The following is a 16,080-nucleotide window of genomic DNA, read 5'->3' as shown; positions in this document are numbered from 1 at the left end:
CGCGCGGAGCCGGTTGGCGTTCGGGGGCATGGTCCAGGCACCATGGACGGGCTATGACGCTCACCGCCGCGCTGCCGACAAGCGCCGACCCCGACACCCTCTTCGACGCGTTCGCCGGCTGGGCGAAGGAGCGCGGCCTCGACCTCTACCCCCACCAGGAGGAGGCGGTCATCGAGATCGTCTCCGGCGCCAACGTGATCATGAATACGCCGACCGGCTCCGGCAAGAGCCTGGTCGCGATCGCGGCGCACTTCGCGGCCCTCGCCGACGACCGGACGACCTTCTACACCGCCCCGATCAAGGCGCTGGTGTCGGAGAAGTTCTTCGCCCTCTGCGAGGTCTTCGGCGCGGACAACGTGGGCATGCTGACCGGCGACGCCAGCGTCAACGCCGACGCGCCGATCATCTGCTGCACCGCCGAGATCCTGGCCAACCTGGCGCTGCGCGAGGGCGACCGGGCCGACGTCGGCCAGGTGGTCATGGACGAGTTCCACTTCTACGCCGAGCCCGACCGGGGCTGGGCGTGGCAGGTGCCGCTGATCGAGCTGCCGCAGGCGCAGTTCGTCCTGATGTCCGCCACGCTGGGCGACACCACCCGCTTCGTCGACGACCTGACCCGGCGTACCGGCCGGCCCACCGCCGTCGTCCGCTCGGCCGAGCGGCCGGTCCCGCTGATCTTCTCGTACGCGATGACGCCGCTGCACGAGACGCTCGAAGAGCTGCTGGAGACGAAGCAGGCACCCGTCTACGTCGTGCACTTCACCCAGGCCGCCGCCCTGGAACGCGCCCAGGCGCTGATGAGCGTCAACGTCTGCACCCGCGCCGAGAAGGACATGATCGCCACCGCGATCGGGAACTTCCGGTTCACCTCCGGGTTCGGCAAGACCCTGTCCCGGCTGGTCCGGCACGGCATCGGCGTGCACCACGCCGGGATGCTGCCCAAGTACCGCCGGCTCGTCGAGACCCTCGCCCAGGCCGGCCTGCTCAAGGTCATCTGCGGCACCGACACCCTCGGCGTCGGGATCAACGTGCCGATCCGCACCGTGCTCTTCACTGGCCTGTCCAAGTACGACGGGGTGCGTACCCGGCTGCTCAAGGCCCGCGAGTTCCACCAGATCGCCGGCCGGGCCGGGCGGGCCGGGTTCGACACCGTCGGCCGGGTCGTCGTGCAGGCCCCCGAGCACGTCATCGACAACGAGAAGGCGCTCGCCAAGGCCGGCGACGACCCGAAGAAGCGGCGCAAGGTGGTGCGCAAGAAGCCGCCGGAGGGGTCGATCGGCTGGGGCAGGCCCACCTTCGACCGCCTGGTCGAGGCCGAGCCGGAGCCGCTCACCTCCAGCTTCCAGGTCAGCCACTCGATGCTGCTCAACGTCATCGGCCGTCCCGGCGACGCGTTCGCCGCGATGCGGCACCTGCTCACCGACAACCACGAGGACCGCGCCGCCCAGCGCCGGCACATCCGGCGGGCCATCGCCATCTACCGGGCGCTGCGCGCGGGCGGGGTCGTCGAGCAGCTCGACGAGCCCGACGAGACCGGCCGGCGGGTCCGCCTCACCGTCGACCTCCAGCTCGACTTCGCCCTCAACCAGCCGCTCTCGCCGCTGGCGCTGGCCACGATCGAGCTGCTCGACGTCGAGTCCCCCGCGTACGCCCTCGACGTGCTCTCGGTGGTCGAGTCGATCCTGGACGACCCGCGCCAGGTGCTCTCCGCGCAGCAGTTCAAGGCGCGCGGCGAGGCGGTCGCCGCGATGAAGGCCGAGGGCATCGAGTACGAGGCCCGCCTCGAACTCCTCGACGGGGTGACCCACCCGAAGCCCCTCGCGGAGCTGCTGGACTCGGCGTACGAGATGTACCGGCAGGGGCACCCGTGGGTGGCCGACCACCAGCTCTCCCCCAAGTCCGTCGTCCGGGACATGTACGAGCGGGCGATGACCTTCACCGAGTACGTGCAGTTCTACGGGCTGACCCGGTCGGAGGGCCTGGTCCTGCGCTACCTCGCCGACGCGTACAAGACGCTGCGCCAGACGGTGCCCGAGGACGCCAAGACCGAGGAGCTGGTCGACCTCATCGAGTGGCTCGGCGAGCTGGTCCGGCAGGTCGACTCCAGCCTCATCGACGAGTGGGAGCGGCTGCGCAACCCCACCGACGCCGCCGAGGCCGCCGAGGCGCTGGACGACCGCGTGCCGGCGGTCACCCGCAACGCCCGGGCCTTCCGGGTGCTGGTGCGCAACGCCCTGTTCCGCCGGGTCGAGCTGGCCGCCCTGCGCCGCTGGTACGACCTCGGCGAGCTGGACGCCGCGTCGGGCTGGGACGCGGACGCCTGGGCCGACGCGCTGGAGCCGTACTTCGAGGCGTACGACTCGATCGGGGTGGGTCCGGACGCGCGCGGCCCGGCGCTGCTGATGATCGATCAGGGCCGGGAGCGGTGGACGGTCCGGCAGATCCTCGACGATCCCGAGGACGACCATGACTGGGGGATCAGCGCCGAGATCGACCTCGCGGCCTCCGACGAGGCGGGCGCGGCGGTCGTCCGGATCACCTCGGTCGGCCAGCTCTAGCCACCGCCACGACCGTGGGGGCCGGCTCCGGCCGGCCCCGCCGGGGTGCTCCGGGTGCCCGCGGGCAGGTATCGCGTTGCCGGGGTGAACCGCCCTGGTTTAGGTTGACCCCGTGCCCGCCTCGGACAGGGTGCGCCGCCCCTAGCGGCGGCGCGAAACCCCAGACTGCCGAACGCTCTGCGTTTCCGCTCCGCCGCATCAGCGACCCTTCGCCGGTGTGGCCGTCCGAGCTGCCCGGCTCCGCATGCGATGTCCGGAGCCTTTCGTGCACAGTTCTGCATCCACCTGTCCCGTCCCCTGTGACGCCCCCCGCTTCCGTCTCCTCCTGATCGTCGTCGTCCCGGGTCGGTGGTCGCGGTGAACGCGCGCGCCCTCACCCTGACCGCGGTGCTGTTGTCGTCGCTGTCGTTCCCGCTGACCATCACCGGGGCGTCCGTCGCGCTTCCGGGCATCCAGCACGATCTCGACACGTCGCTCACGACGGCACAGTGGGTCGTCAACGGCTACAACCTCTGCTTCGCGGCGTTCCTGGCCTTCGGCGGCTCGCTCGCGGACCTGCTCGGCAAGCGCCGCCTCTTCACGGCCGGGGTCGCGGTCTTCTTCGCCGGCAGCGTGCTGTGCGTGCTGGCCCGGGACGCCACGGTCCTCAACCTCGCACGCGTCCTCGCCGGGACGGGGGCGGCAGCGGCGACGGCGACCGGTCAGTCGATCCTGGCGGCGACCTTCGGCGGACCGGCCCGGACCCGGGTGTTCGGCGCGCTCGGCGCGGTCCTCGGCGTCGGCCTCGCGTTCGGGCCCACGATCTCCGGCCTGCTGGTGGACGCGCTCGGGTGGCGGGCCGTCTTCGCGGTCCCCGCCGCGCTGGCGGGAGTCGTGCTGCTGGTGTGCCCCTTCCTGCCCGCCCTGCCCGGCGCGAGAAGGAGGATCGACTGGGCCGGCGGCACGCTGTTCACCGCCGCGCTCGCGCTCCTCATCTGGGCCTTCGTCGAGGCACCCGCCCTGGGTGCCGCGCATCCGTCGGTGGTCGCCGCGCTTGTCGCCCTCGTGATCTGCGGGATCGCGTTCGTACGGGTCGAGAAGCGCCGCATCGACCCGATGTTCGACCTCGGCCTCCTGCGCGACCAGCGCTTCGTCGGGTACTCGCTGGTCGCCGCGACCATGATGGGACTGCTCGTTCCACTTCTGGTCTACCTGCCCTCCTACCTCATCGACGTCGCCGGCCTCGACGCCGGGCGAGCCGGGCTGTGGATGCTCATGCTCACCCTGCCCTCGGTCGTCCTGCCCCCGGTCGGAGCGGCGGTCGCGCGTCGCTCGCCCCGCCTGCTGTCAGTCGGGGCGGTCGCCCTCGGCACGGCGGGCATGTTCACCCTGACCACCGTCGGGCCCGACAGCACACCGGGTTCCCTCCTGCTCCCGCTGCTGCTGATCGGGGCCGGTGTCGGCATCACCACGGGCGTGATCGACGGACTCGCCATCTCCAGCGCGCCCGTCCGACAGGCCGGCACGGTGGCCGGGCTGTTCAACACCGGCCGGCTCGTCACCGAGACGGTCGCGCTCGCGCTCGTCGGCTCCACCCTCGCCATCGTCAGCGGCGGGCACCTCGCCGGCGACGGCTTCACCGCCGCGCTGCGCGTCGTCGCGACGGCGCTCGGCTGCTTCGGCGCGGTCTCCGCCGTCGGCGTCGGTCTGCTCCTGCGACGACGGGATGCCGGGTCCCCGGCGGCGTGAGCCTCTGACGCCGCGCGTCCCGGCGCCCGCCGCCTGCCGGGACGCGCGGCGGGCGCGTCGTCAGGAGGTGGTGAGGACGACGAGCTGGCGGGTCGCCCGGGTCATCGCGACGTAGCGGTCCACCGCGCCGGCGACGCCGGTGCCGAACGCCTCCGGGTCGACGAGGACGACCAGGTCGAACTCCAGCCCCTTCGCCAGCTCCGGGGTCAGCGACCGGACGCGCGACGTCGCCCGGAACGTGGGGTCGCCGATGACGCAGGCGGTCCCCTCGGCGTGGGCGGCGAGCCAGGCGTCAAGGACCGCGTCCCGATCGGCGGCGGATCCGCGTACGACGGGGGCGCCGCCGCCGCGGATGGAGGTCGGCACGTTGGCGTCGGGGAGCACGGCCCGGATGACGGGCTCGGCCTCCGCCATGACCTCCTCCGGCGTCCGGTAGTTGACGGTCAGGGAGGTCACGGTGATCCGGTCGAGCCCGACACGCTCCAGCCGTTCCCGCCACGACTCGGTGAACCCGCGGCGGGCCTGGGCGCGGTCCCCGACGATGGTGAAGCTCCCCGACGGGCAGCGCAGCAGCAGCATCTGCCACTCGGCGTCGGTCAGCTCCTGAGCCTCGTCCACCACGATGTGGGCGAACGGTCCGGCGAGCAGGTCCGGCTCCGCGTGGGGCAGGGCGGTCTCGTCGACCAGGGCGTCCTGGAGGTCCAGCTGGCGCAGGCTCGACAGCACGCCCTCGCCGTCGTCGTAGGCGTCGGCCTCGATCAGGTCGTCGACGACGGCGGCCATGCGCGCGCGTTCGACGGCGACGACGGCCTCCTGCCGGCGCCTGCGCCCGGACGCCTCCGCGTCGCCGAGCCGCTGCCGTGCCGCGTCCAGCAGCGGCAGGTCGGACACCGTCCACGCCCCGGCGTCGTGGCGTTGGAGGGCGCGGACCTCGTCCGGGCTCAGCCAGGGAGCGCACCGGCGCAGGTAGGCGGGCACCGACCACAGGTCGCCGACGAGGTCGGTCGCCCCGATCAGCGGCCAGGCGCGGTTGAACGCCGTACGCAGCTCCCGGTTGCGCAGCAGCGAGGCGCGGACCACGTCGTCGGGCTCGTCGCCGTCGTACTTCTCCACCAGGATCGTGAGCAGCTCCTCCCAGACCTCGTCGCGCGCCTCGTTGTGGGGCGTGCCGGGCCCCGGTGCCTCGAACGCCTCGGCCCAGTCGGCGGCGCGCAGCCGGATGTCGGCCTCGTCCGTGCTGACCGTCATCGGTGCGCTCGGCGGCTCCTCGTAGAACCTGACGGCCGACTCGATCGCCTTCACCATCTCCGCCGACGACTTCAGGCGGGCCACCTCCGGGTCGGTCTCGACGCCCGCCGAGGCCCCCTCGGGCACGAGGTCGCGCAGGGTACAGGTCTGCACCTCCTCCTCCCCCAGGCTGGGCAGCACGTCGGAGACGTACGCCAGGTAGGGCTGGTGCGGCCCGACGAACAGCACCCCGCCCCGGCGGTGACCGAGGCGCGGGTCGGCGTAGAGCAGGTACGCGGTGCGGTGCAGCGCGACGACGGTCTTGCCGGTGCCGGGCCCCCCGTCCACGACGAGCGCCCCGCCCGACCCCGCGCGGATGATGGCGTCCTGGTCGGCCTGGATCGTGCCGAGCACGTCGCGCATCCGCGGCGACCGGCTGGCGCCCAGGCTGGCGATGAAGGCGGACTGGTCGTCGAGCGCGGCGGCGTGGCCCTCGAGGGCGTCCGGGGTGAACACCTCGTCCCAGTAGTCGGTGATCCGGCCGCGCGTCCAGCGGTACCTGCGGCGGCTCGCCAGGCCCATCGGGTTGGCGTGGGTCGCCGCGAAGAACGGCTCGGCCGCGGGAGACCGCCAGTCGAGCAGCAGCCGCCCGCCCGCGCCGTCGGTGAGGCCGCGCCGACCGACGTACACGGGCGCGGGATCGTCGGCGCCGACCATGCGGCCGAGGCAGAGGTCCACGCCGAAGCGGCGCAGTGTGCGCAGGCGGGCGGCCAGGCGGCGGACCTCCATGTCCCGGTCCACCGCCTGCCGGCCCTTGCCGCCGGGAGCCCGGCGCTCGGCGTCGAGGCGGTCGGACAACTCGGTGCCCGTCCGCTCGATGCTCCCGGCGACGGCCGCGAAGTGCTGCTCGTCGGCGGCGATCAGCGTCGGGTCGGCCTTGGCGGCGAGGTGGTCGGGAAGGTCGAACACGCTGGTCGTCAGGCGATCCACGTCGGCAACTCCACTCTCGTTCCGGCTCCTGGCCCGCGATGCCGTGCGCCGCACGCGCGCACCGGGCGTCCGGCCATCGGCTCGACGTTTCCATTTGGCCGTACATAGACGGCGGCCCACGCTTACGCTGGCCCCGTTTCCGCAGCTCGCGGCCTCGGCCGGGTGATTCTGCGGCACGGACCGGGTCTTGCCGCAAGCCCCCGGGTGCGATATACCTTGAGAAGGGAAAGGGGTGAACACACTCCCTTTCCCTTTGTTTCTTTCCGGGGCGCGGAAAACCTTTCGGAATCGGCGCCGCACAAGGCGGGCGCCGCACAAGGCGGCAGCGGGGCGCGCCTCGGCGCGGGCCGTCGGCGCGGATCTCCCGCCTGCGCGTCGGGCCCGCCCTCGCGCGGCTGCTACGCGCTGGGTACGCGGACCACGTCGTCGAGGAGTTCCCGCAGCCGGTCCCGGCAGCGCAGCAGAAGGCCGGTGATCTCGTCGAACGTCACCGCGTCCACCCGGCCGTGCTCCGACCACAGCGCCCGAACGGCTCGCTGGCCCTGCGTCAGGTACAGCTCCGCGGAGTCGAGCAACCTGCTGAACTCGTCAGCACCGGCCCACGGCACCCCACCTTCCCGCGTGTCCCGCGCTCCCCCGCGCCTCGGTGACCGGTGCCGGTCGGCCGCCGGCGGACCGCGCGAGAGAGTCCCCGCGAACCCTGGGAGATGTCACACCCGTCGATTAGAATGTGTGTACTAATCGAGGTCCTGACCTGGGAGGACGCCCGTGACCACGCCCGCCTCCGCCCCACCCACCCCCTACGCCACCCTGCTCGGCTTCACCCGCTACGTCGACCGCACCGGCCCGACCAAGGCCACCTTCGTCGGGGGCCTGCGCAAGCAGCGGGCCAGCCGCTCCGGCTTCAACCCGCACGGCCAGTTCGTCAAGGCGCTCAAGGCCGACATCGCCTTCCACACCGGCGGCACCCACCTCGACCAGGTGGTCGACGTGGTCAAGCCCCGCTGGCGACCGCTCTACCAGGCCCTCGTCCCCGGCGCGACGACCTGGCTGCGCTCCCTCGGCGAGCCGAGGGCCGTCGACCTCGCCCAGACCCGCGACGCGCTCGCGATGCTGGGCGACCTGCCCGTCAAGGTCAACCCCCAGTTCGGCGTACGGCACGCCGACGGTCGCGTCGAGGCCGTCCGACTGCACTTCGACGAGGCGCCGCCCAGCGAGGAGGCGACGCTCGCCACCCTGCACCTGATGGCCCGGCACATGGACGCGGTGCTCCCGCACGCCGAGCCGGTCCTGGTCGACGTCCGCCGTGGCGAGGCCCACCGCATGCCCGCCGACGCCCGCCCGGAGCAGATCGAGCGCTGGCTGGCCGGCGAGGCGGCGGCCTTCCGGGCCATCTGGGCCACCGCCGCCTGACCCCTGCCCACCACCCACCCGATCCCGCTCGCCCGGTCCGGCCGACGTGGCCGGGCCGGGCGGGTCGGCCAACCCGCCCGGAAGCCCATATCCCGGGCGGCGGATCGACACGGCGGCCACCATCGTGAATCATCTATCTTCATGACCACCGGGTCCACGGACGCCCGACCGTCCGCCGAAAACGCCGACCACGACCAGGTCCCCGACCCCGGGGACCCCGGCCGACGGGACCGGTGGGGCTGGCTGCGCCACGAATGGACGCTGGCGGTGCTCGGCGGGCTGCTGCTGGCGGTGGTGCTGACCTGGCCGACGATGCGACATCCGGCGAGCACCATCCCCGGCGACATCGGCGACCCCACGTTGCAGGCGTGGCAGATGGCCTGGGCCGGGCACGCCGTGCTCAACAACCCGGCCGGTCTCTGGCACTCGAACACGTTCTTCCCCGAGAGCTACACGTACGCCTACAGCGACACCCTGCTCGGCTACGCCCCGTTCGGGATGCTCGGCTCGGGCTTCGAGGCCGCCCTGGTCCGCTACAACGTGATGTACGTGCTGGTGCACGCGTTGGCCTTCATCGGGGCGTACGCGCTGGCCCGGCAGCTCGGGGCGGGCCGGCTGGGCGGGGCGGTCGCCGGGATCGCGTGGGCGTACGCGCCCTGGCGGCTGGCGCACTCCGGCCACCTGAACATCCTGTCCAGCGGCGGGATCGCGCTGTGCCTGGCGATGCTGGCGCGCGGCCACGGCTGGTCGCTGCGGCACGGCTACCGGCCGGAGCGGCGGCGACCGGGCTGGGCCTTCGCGGGGTGGCTCGTCGCCGCCTGGCAGATCAGCCTGGGCTTCGGCATCGGGCTGCCACTGGTCTACTTCCTGCTGGCCGCGGTGCTGGTCGGGGCGGGCGGCTACGGCTGGTCATGGTGGCGGCGCGGGCGACGACCCGCGTTCGGCCGGCGGCTGCTGGTCGCCGACGTGGCCGGTGGCGCCGTCTTCGGCGCGGTGACGCTCCTGCTGGGCCTGGTCTACCTGAAGGTCGTCGACCTCAACCCGCAGGCCGAACGGTCGTTGGCCTGGACGGAGATGTTCTCGCCGCCGCTGATCGGCTTCGTCACCGCCCCGGCGGACTCGTGGTGGTGGGGCGAGCGGCACGCGGCGGCGCGGGAACAGCTGTCCTGGCCGCCGGAGATGGCGCTGCTGCCCGGGATGGTCCTGCTCGCGTTGGCCGCGGCGGGGCTGTTCGTCTCGGTCTATCCGGCCCGGCGCCGGGTCGCGTTGGCGCTCGGCGTGCTCGGCACGGTGCTGCTGGGGCTGGGCGTCACCCTCGGCGGCGACGGCGATCCGGGCTACCTGACGCTGTCGAAGCACCTGCCGGGCTGGGACGCGCTGCGGACGCCGGGCCGGATGATGCACTGGACGAGCCTGCTGCTGGCGGTGCTGGCGGCGGGCACGGTGACGGTGTTCGCCACGGCGGTGCGGCGCTGGTCGTCCCGGGGTTGGGCCAGGCTCCTGGCACCGGTGCTCCTGCTGGTGCCGCTGGCCCTGGTCGGGCTGGAGGGGGTCAACCGGACGCCACATCCGGTGGTGCCGACGCCGCCGGCCGCGATGCGTACGGCGGCGGAGCCGATGCTGGTGCTGCCCGCCGGCGGCGCGGTCGACCTGATCTTCATGTTGTGGACGACGGACGGGTTCCCCCGGGTCACGAACGGGCTGGGCGGGTTCGAGCCGGTCACCCAGGCGCAGACCCGGGTCGCGACGGCCACCTTCCCCGATGCGGGCAGCGTGACGTACCTGCGGGGAATCGGGGTGCGGTCCGTGGTGGCCCTGCCGGGCTGGACCGCCGGGACGCCCTGGGAGGGCATCGCGGACCGGCCGATCGACGGGCTCGGCATCACCCGGGAGGAGATCGATGGTGTGCTGGTCTACCGCCTCTGAGCGGGGCGACGCGGGGCGGGCGTCCTCGGGCGCCGGCCGGGCGGGGTGACGCAGGTGCGCCTGTCGCTGGTGGTGCCCTGCTTCAACGAGGAGGCCTCGGTGGAGCGCCTGCACACGGCGGTGACCGCCGCGGTCGCGGAGCTGACCGACGTCGAGATCGAGGTGGTCTACGTCGACGACGGCAGCTCCGACGGCACCCTCGTGGCGCTGCGTCGGCTCGCCGCCGCCGATCCCGCCGTCCGCTACACGTCGCTGAGCCGCAACTTCGGCAAGGAGGCGGCGATGCTGGCCGGGCTGGAGCGGGCCACCGGGGACGCGGTGGTCATCATGGACGCCGACCTCCAGCACCCGCCACGGCTGCTGCCCGACATGGTGGCGTTGTACCGGCAGGGTTTCGACCAGGTCATCGCGCGCCGGGACCGGCGCGGTGACCGCCTCGTCCGGATGCTGGCCTCGCGGTCCTTCTACCGGGTGGTCAACTGGTGGATCGACGTGCGGCTGCTGGACGGGGCGGGCGACTTCCGGCTGCTGTCCCGGCTGGCGGTGGACGCGGTGCTGGCGATGCCGGAGTACAACCGCTTCTCCAAGGGGCTCTTCTCCTGGATCGGCTTCCGGACGGTGGTGGTCGCGCACCGCAACGAGACCCGGCAGGCGGGCCGGAGCAGGTGGACGTTCGGCAAGCTGTTCAACTACGCGTTCGACGGGCTGCTGTCGTTCAACAACCGGCCGCTGCGGCTGGCGATCTACGGCGGCCTGTTCCTCACCCTGATCGCGGTGGTCTACATGGCCTGGGTGGTCGCCGACGCCGTCAGCAAGGGAATCGACGTTCCCGGCTACACCACCATCATCGTCAGCGTGATCGGTCTCGGCGGCATCCAGATGACGATCCTGGGCGTGATCGGGGAGTACATCGGCCGGATCTACTACGAGACCAAGCGCCGGCCGCACTACCTGGTCCAGGAGACCGAGGACCTGGTCACGCAGCACGGGGAGACGCCCCGGGTGCCGGACCAGCCGGCGGTGCACCCGGCCGAGCGGGTCCGGCAGGGCGGGCCGGCCCGCGAGGACCTCTCCCGGTACCGCTCGCTGCGGCGCGCCGCCGGCGAGTCCGTGACGGGTGACGCGCGGCAGCCGTAGCGGCTGCCGCGCGCGACACGGGTCAGGCGGTGAGGTACTTCGCCAGATCGTCGAGGATCTTGTTGGCGGCGCCGATGCCGATGCCCGTCATCCAGATCTCGTCGGAGACGACGTGCGACTTGCCGGCCTTGACCGCCGACAGCCCCTTCCAGAGCGTCCCGCCGGTGACCTTGGCCTGCTCGGCGGCGGCCTTCTCGCCGTACGCGGTGACGAAGATGACGTCGCCGTCGACCTCGCCGATCCGCTCCGGGCTGACCCGGTCCATCCGCCGGTCCTCCTTGCCGGTGAGCTGCTGGCGCTCGGGGCGGCCCAGGCCGGTGTCGCCGATGACGATGCCGGAGAACGAGTCCGGCCCGTACACCCGGATCTCTGTCGGCATGAAGCGGACGATGGAGACCTTGCGCTCGGCGGCGTCGCCGAGCTTGCCGCCGAACTCCCTGGCCCGCGTCTCGTACGCGGCCAGCAGGTCCTTGGCCTGCTGCTCCTTGCCGAGCGCCGCACCGTCGAAGAGGAAGTTCTCCTTCCAGGTGATGCCGACCTTCTCGGTGAAGACGGTCGGCGCGATGGCGGCCAGCTCGTCGTAGAACTTCTCCTGGCGGAACTTGCTGCCCAGGATCAGGTCCGGCTTGAGGGCGTTGATGGCCTCCAGGTCGGGTTCGGTGAGCACCCCGACCTCCTTGATGCCGGCGAGCTTCTCCTCGCCGAAGTAGGTCGGCCAGCTCTTCGCCTCGCCGGCGGTGGCGGCGCCGACCGGTGTGACGCCGAGTGTCAGGGCTGTGTCGATCTTGTCTGTGTCGAGCACGACGACACGCTTCGGTTCCACCGGCACCTTGGTGGTGCCCATGGCGTGGACGATCTCCCGGGTCTGTCCGGTGGTGGTGTCGGCAACCGGGTCGCTCTCACCGCAGGCGGTGAGACCGACGCCGAGGGCCAGCGCCGCGGTGAGGGCGGCGGCGAGACGACGCATCAGATTCCTTTCGAAGGGTGCGAGCCGGTCAGCGGCGTCGCCGCGTTCCCGGCGGGCAGGCGGGTCAGGGAGGGACTGGTGAGCGCGGGCACCACCAGGGGCGCCCCGGTCACCGGGCAGGGCACGACCACGCAGTCGAGGCCGAACACGTCCCGGACCAGGTCGGCGGTGAGGATCTCCCGGGGCGGCCCGGCGGCCACCACGGCACCGGAGCGCATGGCGATCAGGTGGTCGGCGTACCGGGCGGCCTGGTTGAGGTCGTGCAGTACGGCGACGACCGTCCGGCCCCGCTCGACGCGCAGCCGGTGCAGCAGGTCCAGCACCTCCACCTGGTGGGCGAGGTCGAGGAAGGTGGTGGGCTCGTCCAGCAGCAGCGCCTCGGTGTCCTGGGCGAGGGTCATGGCGATCCAGACCCGCTGCCGCTGGCCCCCGGAGAGGGTGTCGACCGGCCGGTCCGCGAGCGCCGTCACGTCGGCGAGCGCCATGGCCCGGTCGACGGCGGCCCCGTCGGACTCCGACCACTGCCGCCACCACCGCTGGTACGGCTGCCGGCCCCGGCCGACCAGGTCGGCGACGGTCACCCCCTCGGGCACCAGCGGGCTCTGCGGCAGCACGCCGAGGCGGCGGGCGACCTCGCGGGTCGGCAGGTCCCGGATGGCGGTGCCGTCCAGCAGCACGGCGCCGCGCCGGGGCGTGAGCAGGCGGGCGATGGTGCGCAGCAGGGTGGACTTGCCGCAGGCGTTCGGCCCGACGATCACCGTGAACGCGTCGCCGGGCAGCTCCAGGTCGAGCCCGTCCAGCACGGTCCGCTCGTCGTAGCCGGCGACCAGGTCGCGGGTGGAGAGCATCACGCCTCCTTGCCAGGGTGGGACATCACGAGGACCGCCGCCGGCCACGGAGCAGCAGGAAGATCAGGTACGGGCCACCGATGGCGGCGGTCAGCACCCCGGCGGGCAGCTGGGTGGGGGCGAACAGCCGCCGGCCACCCAGGTCGGCGAGCACCAGCAGCAGGGCCCCGAGCAACGCGGCGCAGAGCAGCGGCGGGCGCTCGGCGCGGACCAGCCGCCGGGCCAGCTGCGGGGCGACGAGGGCCACGAAGTCCACCGCGCCCACCTGCGCGGTGACCATCGCGGCGGCCAGCACCCCGGTGCCGGCGAGGCCGACCCGGCGGGCCACCGGGCGCAGGCCGATCCCCCGGGCGGTGTCGTCGTCCAGGGCGGTGCTGTTCAGCGCCCAGCCGGCCCAGGCCAGTACCGGCAGGAGCGCGGCCAGGGTGAGGGCGATCCACAGGCTCTCGTTCCAGCCCTTGCCGGCGAGCGTGCCGATCAGCCAGATCTGCGCGCGCAGCCCGTCGATCGGGTCGGCGGTGAGCAGGACCACCTCGGTCAGGGCCCGCAGCGCGAAGGCGACCGCCACGCCGGCGAGCACGAACCGCTGGGCGGCCAGCCCGTGCCGGGCGCCGAGGAGGAACAGCAGCGCGGCGGCGACCAGCCCGCCGAGCAGCGCCGCCGGGGCCACGAGCACCGCCGCGGCGCCGGTCGTCAGGGCCACCGTCGCGGCGAGACCGGCGCCCTGGGTGATGCCGACGACGTCGGGGCTGGCGAGCGGGTTGCGGGCCACGCTCTGGATCAGCGTGCCGGCCACCCCGAAGGCCGCGCCGGCCACCGCGGCCAGCACCAGCCGGGGCAGTCGCAGGTCGAGGACCACCAGGTCGTACGGGGTGCCGGCGCCGGAGAGGGCGCGCAGCACGTCGGCCGGGGCGACGTACGGGGTGCCCAGGGAGAGGCTGAGCACCCCTGCGGCGAGCAGCAGCACGACCAGCGCGGCGGCGACCAGCACGGAGCGGCGGCGGACCTGCACGCTGACTGGGCCGACCCGCACGAGCGACCGCCCCGGCAGCGCGGTGACGCCCACCCGGGGACGGCCCGCCGGCCGCCCGGCGGCGGGGGCGGCGGGGGCGCTCACGCCGTCACGACCTTCGCGCGGCGGACCAGGAAGGCCAGCAGCGGGGCGCCGATCAGCGCGGTGACGATGCCCGCGGGCACCTCCCCGGGCGGCGCGACGAGCCGCCCGACGACGTCGGCGCCGAGCAGCAGCGCGGGCCCGAGCAGCGCCGAGACCGCGAGGGTCCAGCGGTGGTCGGCGCCGACCAGGGCGCGGGCCAGGTGCGGCACCGCGAGCCCCACGAACGCGATCGGCCCGGCGGCGGCCACGGCCGCCCCGGTGAGCAGCACCGCGGCGACGCCGCCGCCGATTCGGACCAGCCCGATCCGGTGCCCGAGGCCCCGGGCCACGTCGTCGCCGAGGGCGAGCGCGTCCAGGCCCCGCGCGACGAGGGCGGCCAGGACCAGCCCGGCGAGCACGAACGGCACCACCTGGGCGGCCACCGTGAGGTCCCGGCCGGTCAGCCCGCCGACCACCCAGAAGCGGTACTCCTCGAAGGTGCGGGCGTCCATGCTGAGCAGCGCGTACACCACGGAGGCGAGACTGGCATCGAGGGCCGCGCCGACCAGCGCGAGGGTGACCGGGCTGGCGCCCTCGCGGGCCTTGGCCGCGACGGCGAAGACAAGCACGCCGGCCCCGAGCGCACCGGCGATGCCGAACCAGACGTACCCGGCGAGGGTGCCCACGCCGAAGACGGAGATGGCCAGCACCACGCCGAACGAGGCGCCGGCGCTGATGCCGAGGATCCGCGGTTCGGCCAGCGGGTTGCGGGTGAGGGCCTGGAAGAGGACACCGGCGACGGCGAGCGCCAGCCCGACGGCGAGGCCCAGCGCGGTGCGTGGCATCCGCAGTTCCCGCACGATCGTGGCGGCCTCGCCGCCGTCCGGGGCGACCAGCGCGCGCCACACCTCGTCGACGGCCAGCGCCCGGCTGCCGAGCGCGAAGCTCGCCAGCACGGCCAGCAGCAGCACCAGCGCGGCGGCGACAGTGACCGCGAGCCGACGACCCCCACGCGCCCGGGGCCGGGTGCCGGCAGGCGCCGGTCGGGTGGCGAGGGTGGTCACGAGGCTCCTGCACGTTCGGGCTTAGGGTCGCCTTACCGTAGCGGAACGCCCTGGCCGGGCCTAACTCGCCGTCGTCGATCCGGGCGGCGCTGAGCAGGGCGGACAGCGCCGGATCCGGTCGGGCGGCGGCCCCGGCCGCCCTAGGGTTGTCAGCATGCGATTCGACCAGCACACCGTGGTGCTCCTGAGCCGGCCGACGGACGCGCCGCAGCTACCGCTGGACGCGGCCGACCGGTTGCAGGACGCCCACCTGGCCCACCACGCGGGGCTGGTGGAACAGGGGCTCGTCCTGGCCGCGGGGCCCTTCGTCGACGCCGACGACGAGCGGCTGCGTGGGTTCGTCGTGCTCTCCGTCTCCCCGCAGGAGGCCCGAGAGCTTTACCACAACGACCCGGCCGTGCGGGCCGGGCGGCTGGGCGTGCAGGTGATGAGCTGGATGGTGCCGGAGGGCATCGTGCGGTTCGAGAGCGTGCCGCTGCCCCGGTCGATCCTGGCGGCCGCCGCCGGCGACTGACGGCCCGGGAGGTCAGTCGGCCGGTCGCGGCGCGGGGAGCGGGCCGGCGGGCCCGTCGAGCTGCTGGTCGGCCCAGACGTACGTCTCCGGCAGCAGCTCGGCGACGTGCAACACGCGCAGCGCGTCCATCGGCCCGACGATGACCCGGACGGTGGGGAAGTAGTCGCGCAGCACCTGCCGGCAGCGCCCGCAGGGCGGGATCACCCCGCGCCCCCGGTCGCCCACCGCGACGATCGTCTCCAGCTCGGTGACGCCCTGGGTGGCGGCGGCGCCGACCGCGACCACCTCGGCGCAGGGCCCACCGGTGAAGTGGTAGACGTTGACCCCGGTGAAGACCCGGCCGTCGGTGGTCCGCGCGGCGGCGGCGACCGTGTGGTTGTCGCTGCGGCAGCGCAGCTTGGCGACCGCCGTGGCGGCCTGCACCAGGGCCCGGTCGGTGTCCCGCATCGTCATCCAGTCCCCCGTGGCCAAGGTCGCTCGACGCCCCACTCTAGTCCGAGGCGGCACCGCCGCGCTTGCCCTGACGGGCGCCGCCGACGGGCGTGCGCGCGGGCGGCCCGGGGCGGGGCGGCGGTAACCCGGGGGCGGTCCGGCCGTCGGCTGCCTATCCTT

The 16,080-nt window shown here is 73.8% G+C and carries 13 protein-coding genes; 6 read left to right on the top strand and 7 right to left on the bottom strand.

Annotation, left to right across the window (positions count from 1 at the left end):
- Window positions 1-53: 53 nt before the first annotated feature.
- Together AC0OO9_RS24590 and AC0OO9_RS24585 are read left to right on the top strand one after the other, a co-directional pair.
- Window positions 54-2,558, top strand: coding sequence for a DEAD/DEAH box helicase (locus tag AC0OO9_RS24590; RefSeq protein ID WP_484512695.1), 2,505 nt, complete (start codon window positions 54-56; stop codon window positions 2,556-2,558).
- Window positions 2,559-2,915: 357 nt separating this feature from the next.
- Window positions 2,916-4,286 carry an MFS transporter gene (locus AC0OO9_RS24585; protein ID WP_484512694.1) on the top strand — a complete coding sequence of 457 codons (1,371 nt, stop codon included), beginning with the start codon at window positions 2,916-2,918 and terminating at the stop codon, window positions 4,284-4,286.
- 60 nt (window positions 4,287-4,346) lie between these two features.
- Here AC0OO9_RS24585 and helR read toward each other — a convergent pair whose 3' ends face one another.
- Window positions 4,347-6,494, bottom strand: a complete 2,148-nt coding sequence (gene helR / locus AC0OO9_RS24580) for an RNA polymerase recycling motor ATPase HelR (protein WP_484518032.1) — start codon at window positions 6,492-6,494, stop codon at window positions 4,347-4,349.
- Between the two features lie 407 nt (window positions 6,495-6,901).
- Window positions 6,902-7,078 (bottom strand): hypothetical protein, encoded by a 177-nt coding sequence (locus tag AC0OO9_RS24575; RefSeq protein WP_484512692.1) that lies wholly within the window; start codon window positions 7,076-7,078, stop codon window positions 6,902-6,904.
- 193 nt (window positions 7,079-7,271) lie between these two features.
- Between AC0OO9_RS24575 and AC0OO9_RS24570 the strand changes: the two genes are divergently transcribed.
- The 3 genes from AC0OO9_RS24570 to AC0OO9_RS24560 all read left to right on the top strand — a co-directional run bounded on the left by AC0OO9_RS24570 (window position 7,272) and on the right by AC0OO9_RS24560 (window position 10,979).
- Window positions 7,272-7,916, top strand: coding sequence for a hypothetical protein (locus tag AC0OO9_RS24570; protein WP_132235878.1), 645 nt, complete (start codon window positions 7,272-7,274; stop codon window positions 7,914-7,916).
- Between the two features lie 141 nt (window positions 7,917-8,057).
- Window positions 8,058-9,842: a hypothetical protein gene (locus AC0OO9_RS24565; RefSeq protein ID WP_484512690.1), complete on the top strand. Its 1,785-nt coding sequence runs from the start codon at window positions 8,058-8,060 to the stop codon at window positions 9,840-9,842.
- Window positions 9,843-9,887: 45 nt separating this feature from the next.
- Window positions 9,888-10,979, top strand: a complete 1,092-nt coding sequence (locus AC0OO9_RS24560; RefSeq protein WP_484512688.1) for a glycosyltransferase family 2 protein — start codon at window positions 9,888-9,890, stop codon at window positions 10,977-10,979.
- Between the two features lie 22 nt (window positions 10,980-11,001).
- On the opposite strand, the gene AC0OO9_RS24555 is transcribed toward AC0OO9_RS24560, so the two are convergent.
- From AC0OO9_RS24555 to AC0OO9_RS24540, 4 genes are read right to left on the bottom strand one after another with little or no spacing between them, the layout of a single operon-like run.
- The gene (locus AC0OO9_RS24555) at window positions 11,002-11,946 is read right to left on the bottom strand and encodes an ABC transporter substrate-binding protein (protein ID WP_484512686.1); all 945 of its coding nucleotides are present in this window, start codon (window positions 11,944-11,946) and stop codon (window positions 11,002-11,004) included.
- On the bottom strand, window positions 11,946-12,794 hold the full coding sequence (locus tag AC0OO9_RS24550; RefSeq protein ID WP_132235874.1) for an ABC transporter ATP-binding protein: 849 nt from the start codon (window positions 12,792-12,794) through the stop codon (window positions 11,946-11,948). The genes AC0OO9_RS24555 and AC0OO9_RS24550 overlap by 1 nt, the downstream gene beginning before the upstream one ends.
- A gap of 25 nt (window positions 12,795-12,819) precedes the next feature.
- Entirely contained in the window at window positions 12,820-13,911 is a 1,092-nt protein-coding gene (locus AC0OO9_RS24545) for a FecCD family ABC transporter permease (protein ID WP_484512684.1), read from the bottom strand.
- Window positions 13,908-14,954, bottom strand: a complete 1,047-nt coding sequence (locus AC0OO9_RS24540; protein WP_421458125.1) for a FecCD family ABC transporter permease — start codon at window positions 14,952-14,954, stop codon at window positions 13,908-13,910. Before AC0OO9_RS24540 ends, AC0OO9_RS24545 begins: the two co-directional genes overlap by 4 nt.
- Window positions 14,955-15,108: 154 nt before the next feature.
- On the opposite strand from AC0OO9_RS24540, the gene AC0OO9_RS24535 reads away from it, so the two are divergent.
- Window positions 15,109-15,468, top strand: a complete 360-nt coding sequence (locus AC0OO9_RS24535) for a YciI family protein (protein ID WP_484512682.1) — start codon at window positions 15,109-15,111, stop codon at window positions 15,466-15,468.
- A 12-nt stretch (window positions 15,469-15,480) separates the two neighbouring features.
- On the opposite strand, the gene AC0OO9_RS24530 is transcribed toward AC0OO9_RS24535, so the two are convergent.
- Window positions 15,481-15,921 carry a cytidine/deoxycytidylate deaminase family protein gene (locus AC0OO9_RS24530; RefSeq protein ID WP_484512680.1) on the bottom strand — a complete coding sequence of 147 codons (441 nt, stop codon included), beginning with the start codon at window positions 15,919-15,921 and terminating at the stop codon, window positions 15,481-15,483.
- Window positions 15,922-16,080 lie beyond the last annotated feature (159 nt).

This window comes from Micromonospora sp. USAFONa4 (assembly GCF_057197825.1).
This window is presented reverse-complemented; position numbering and strand designations above follow the sequence as displayed.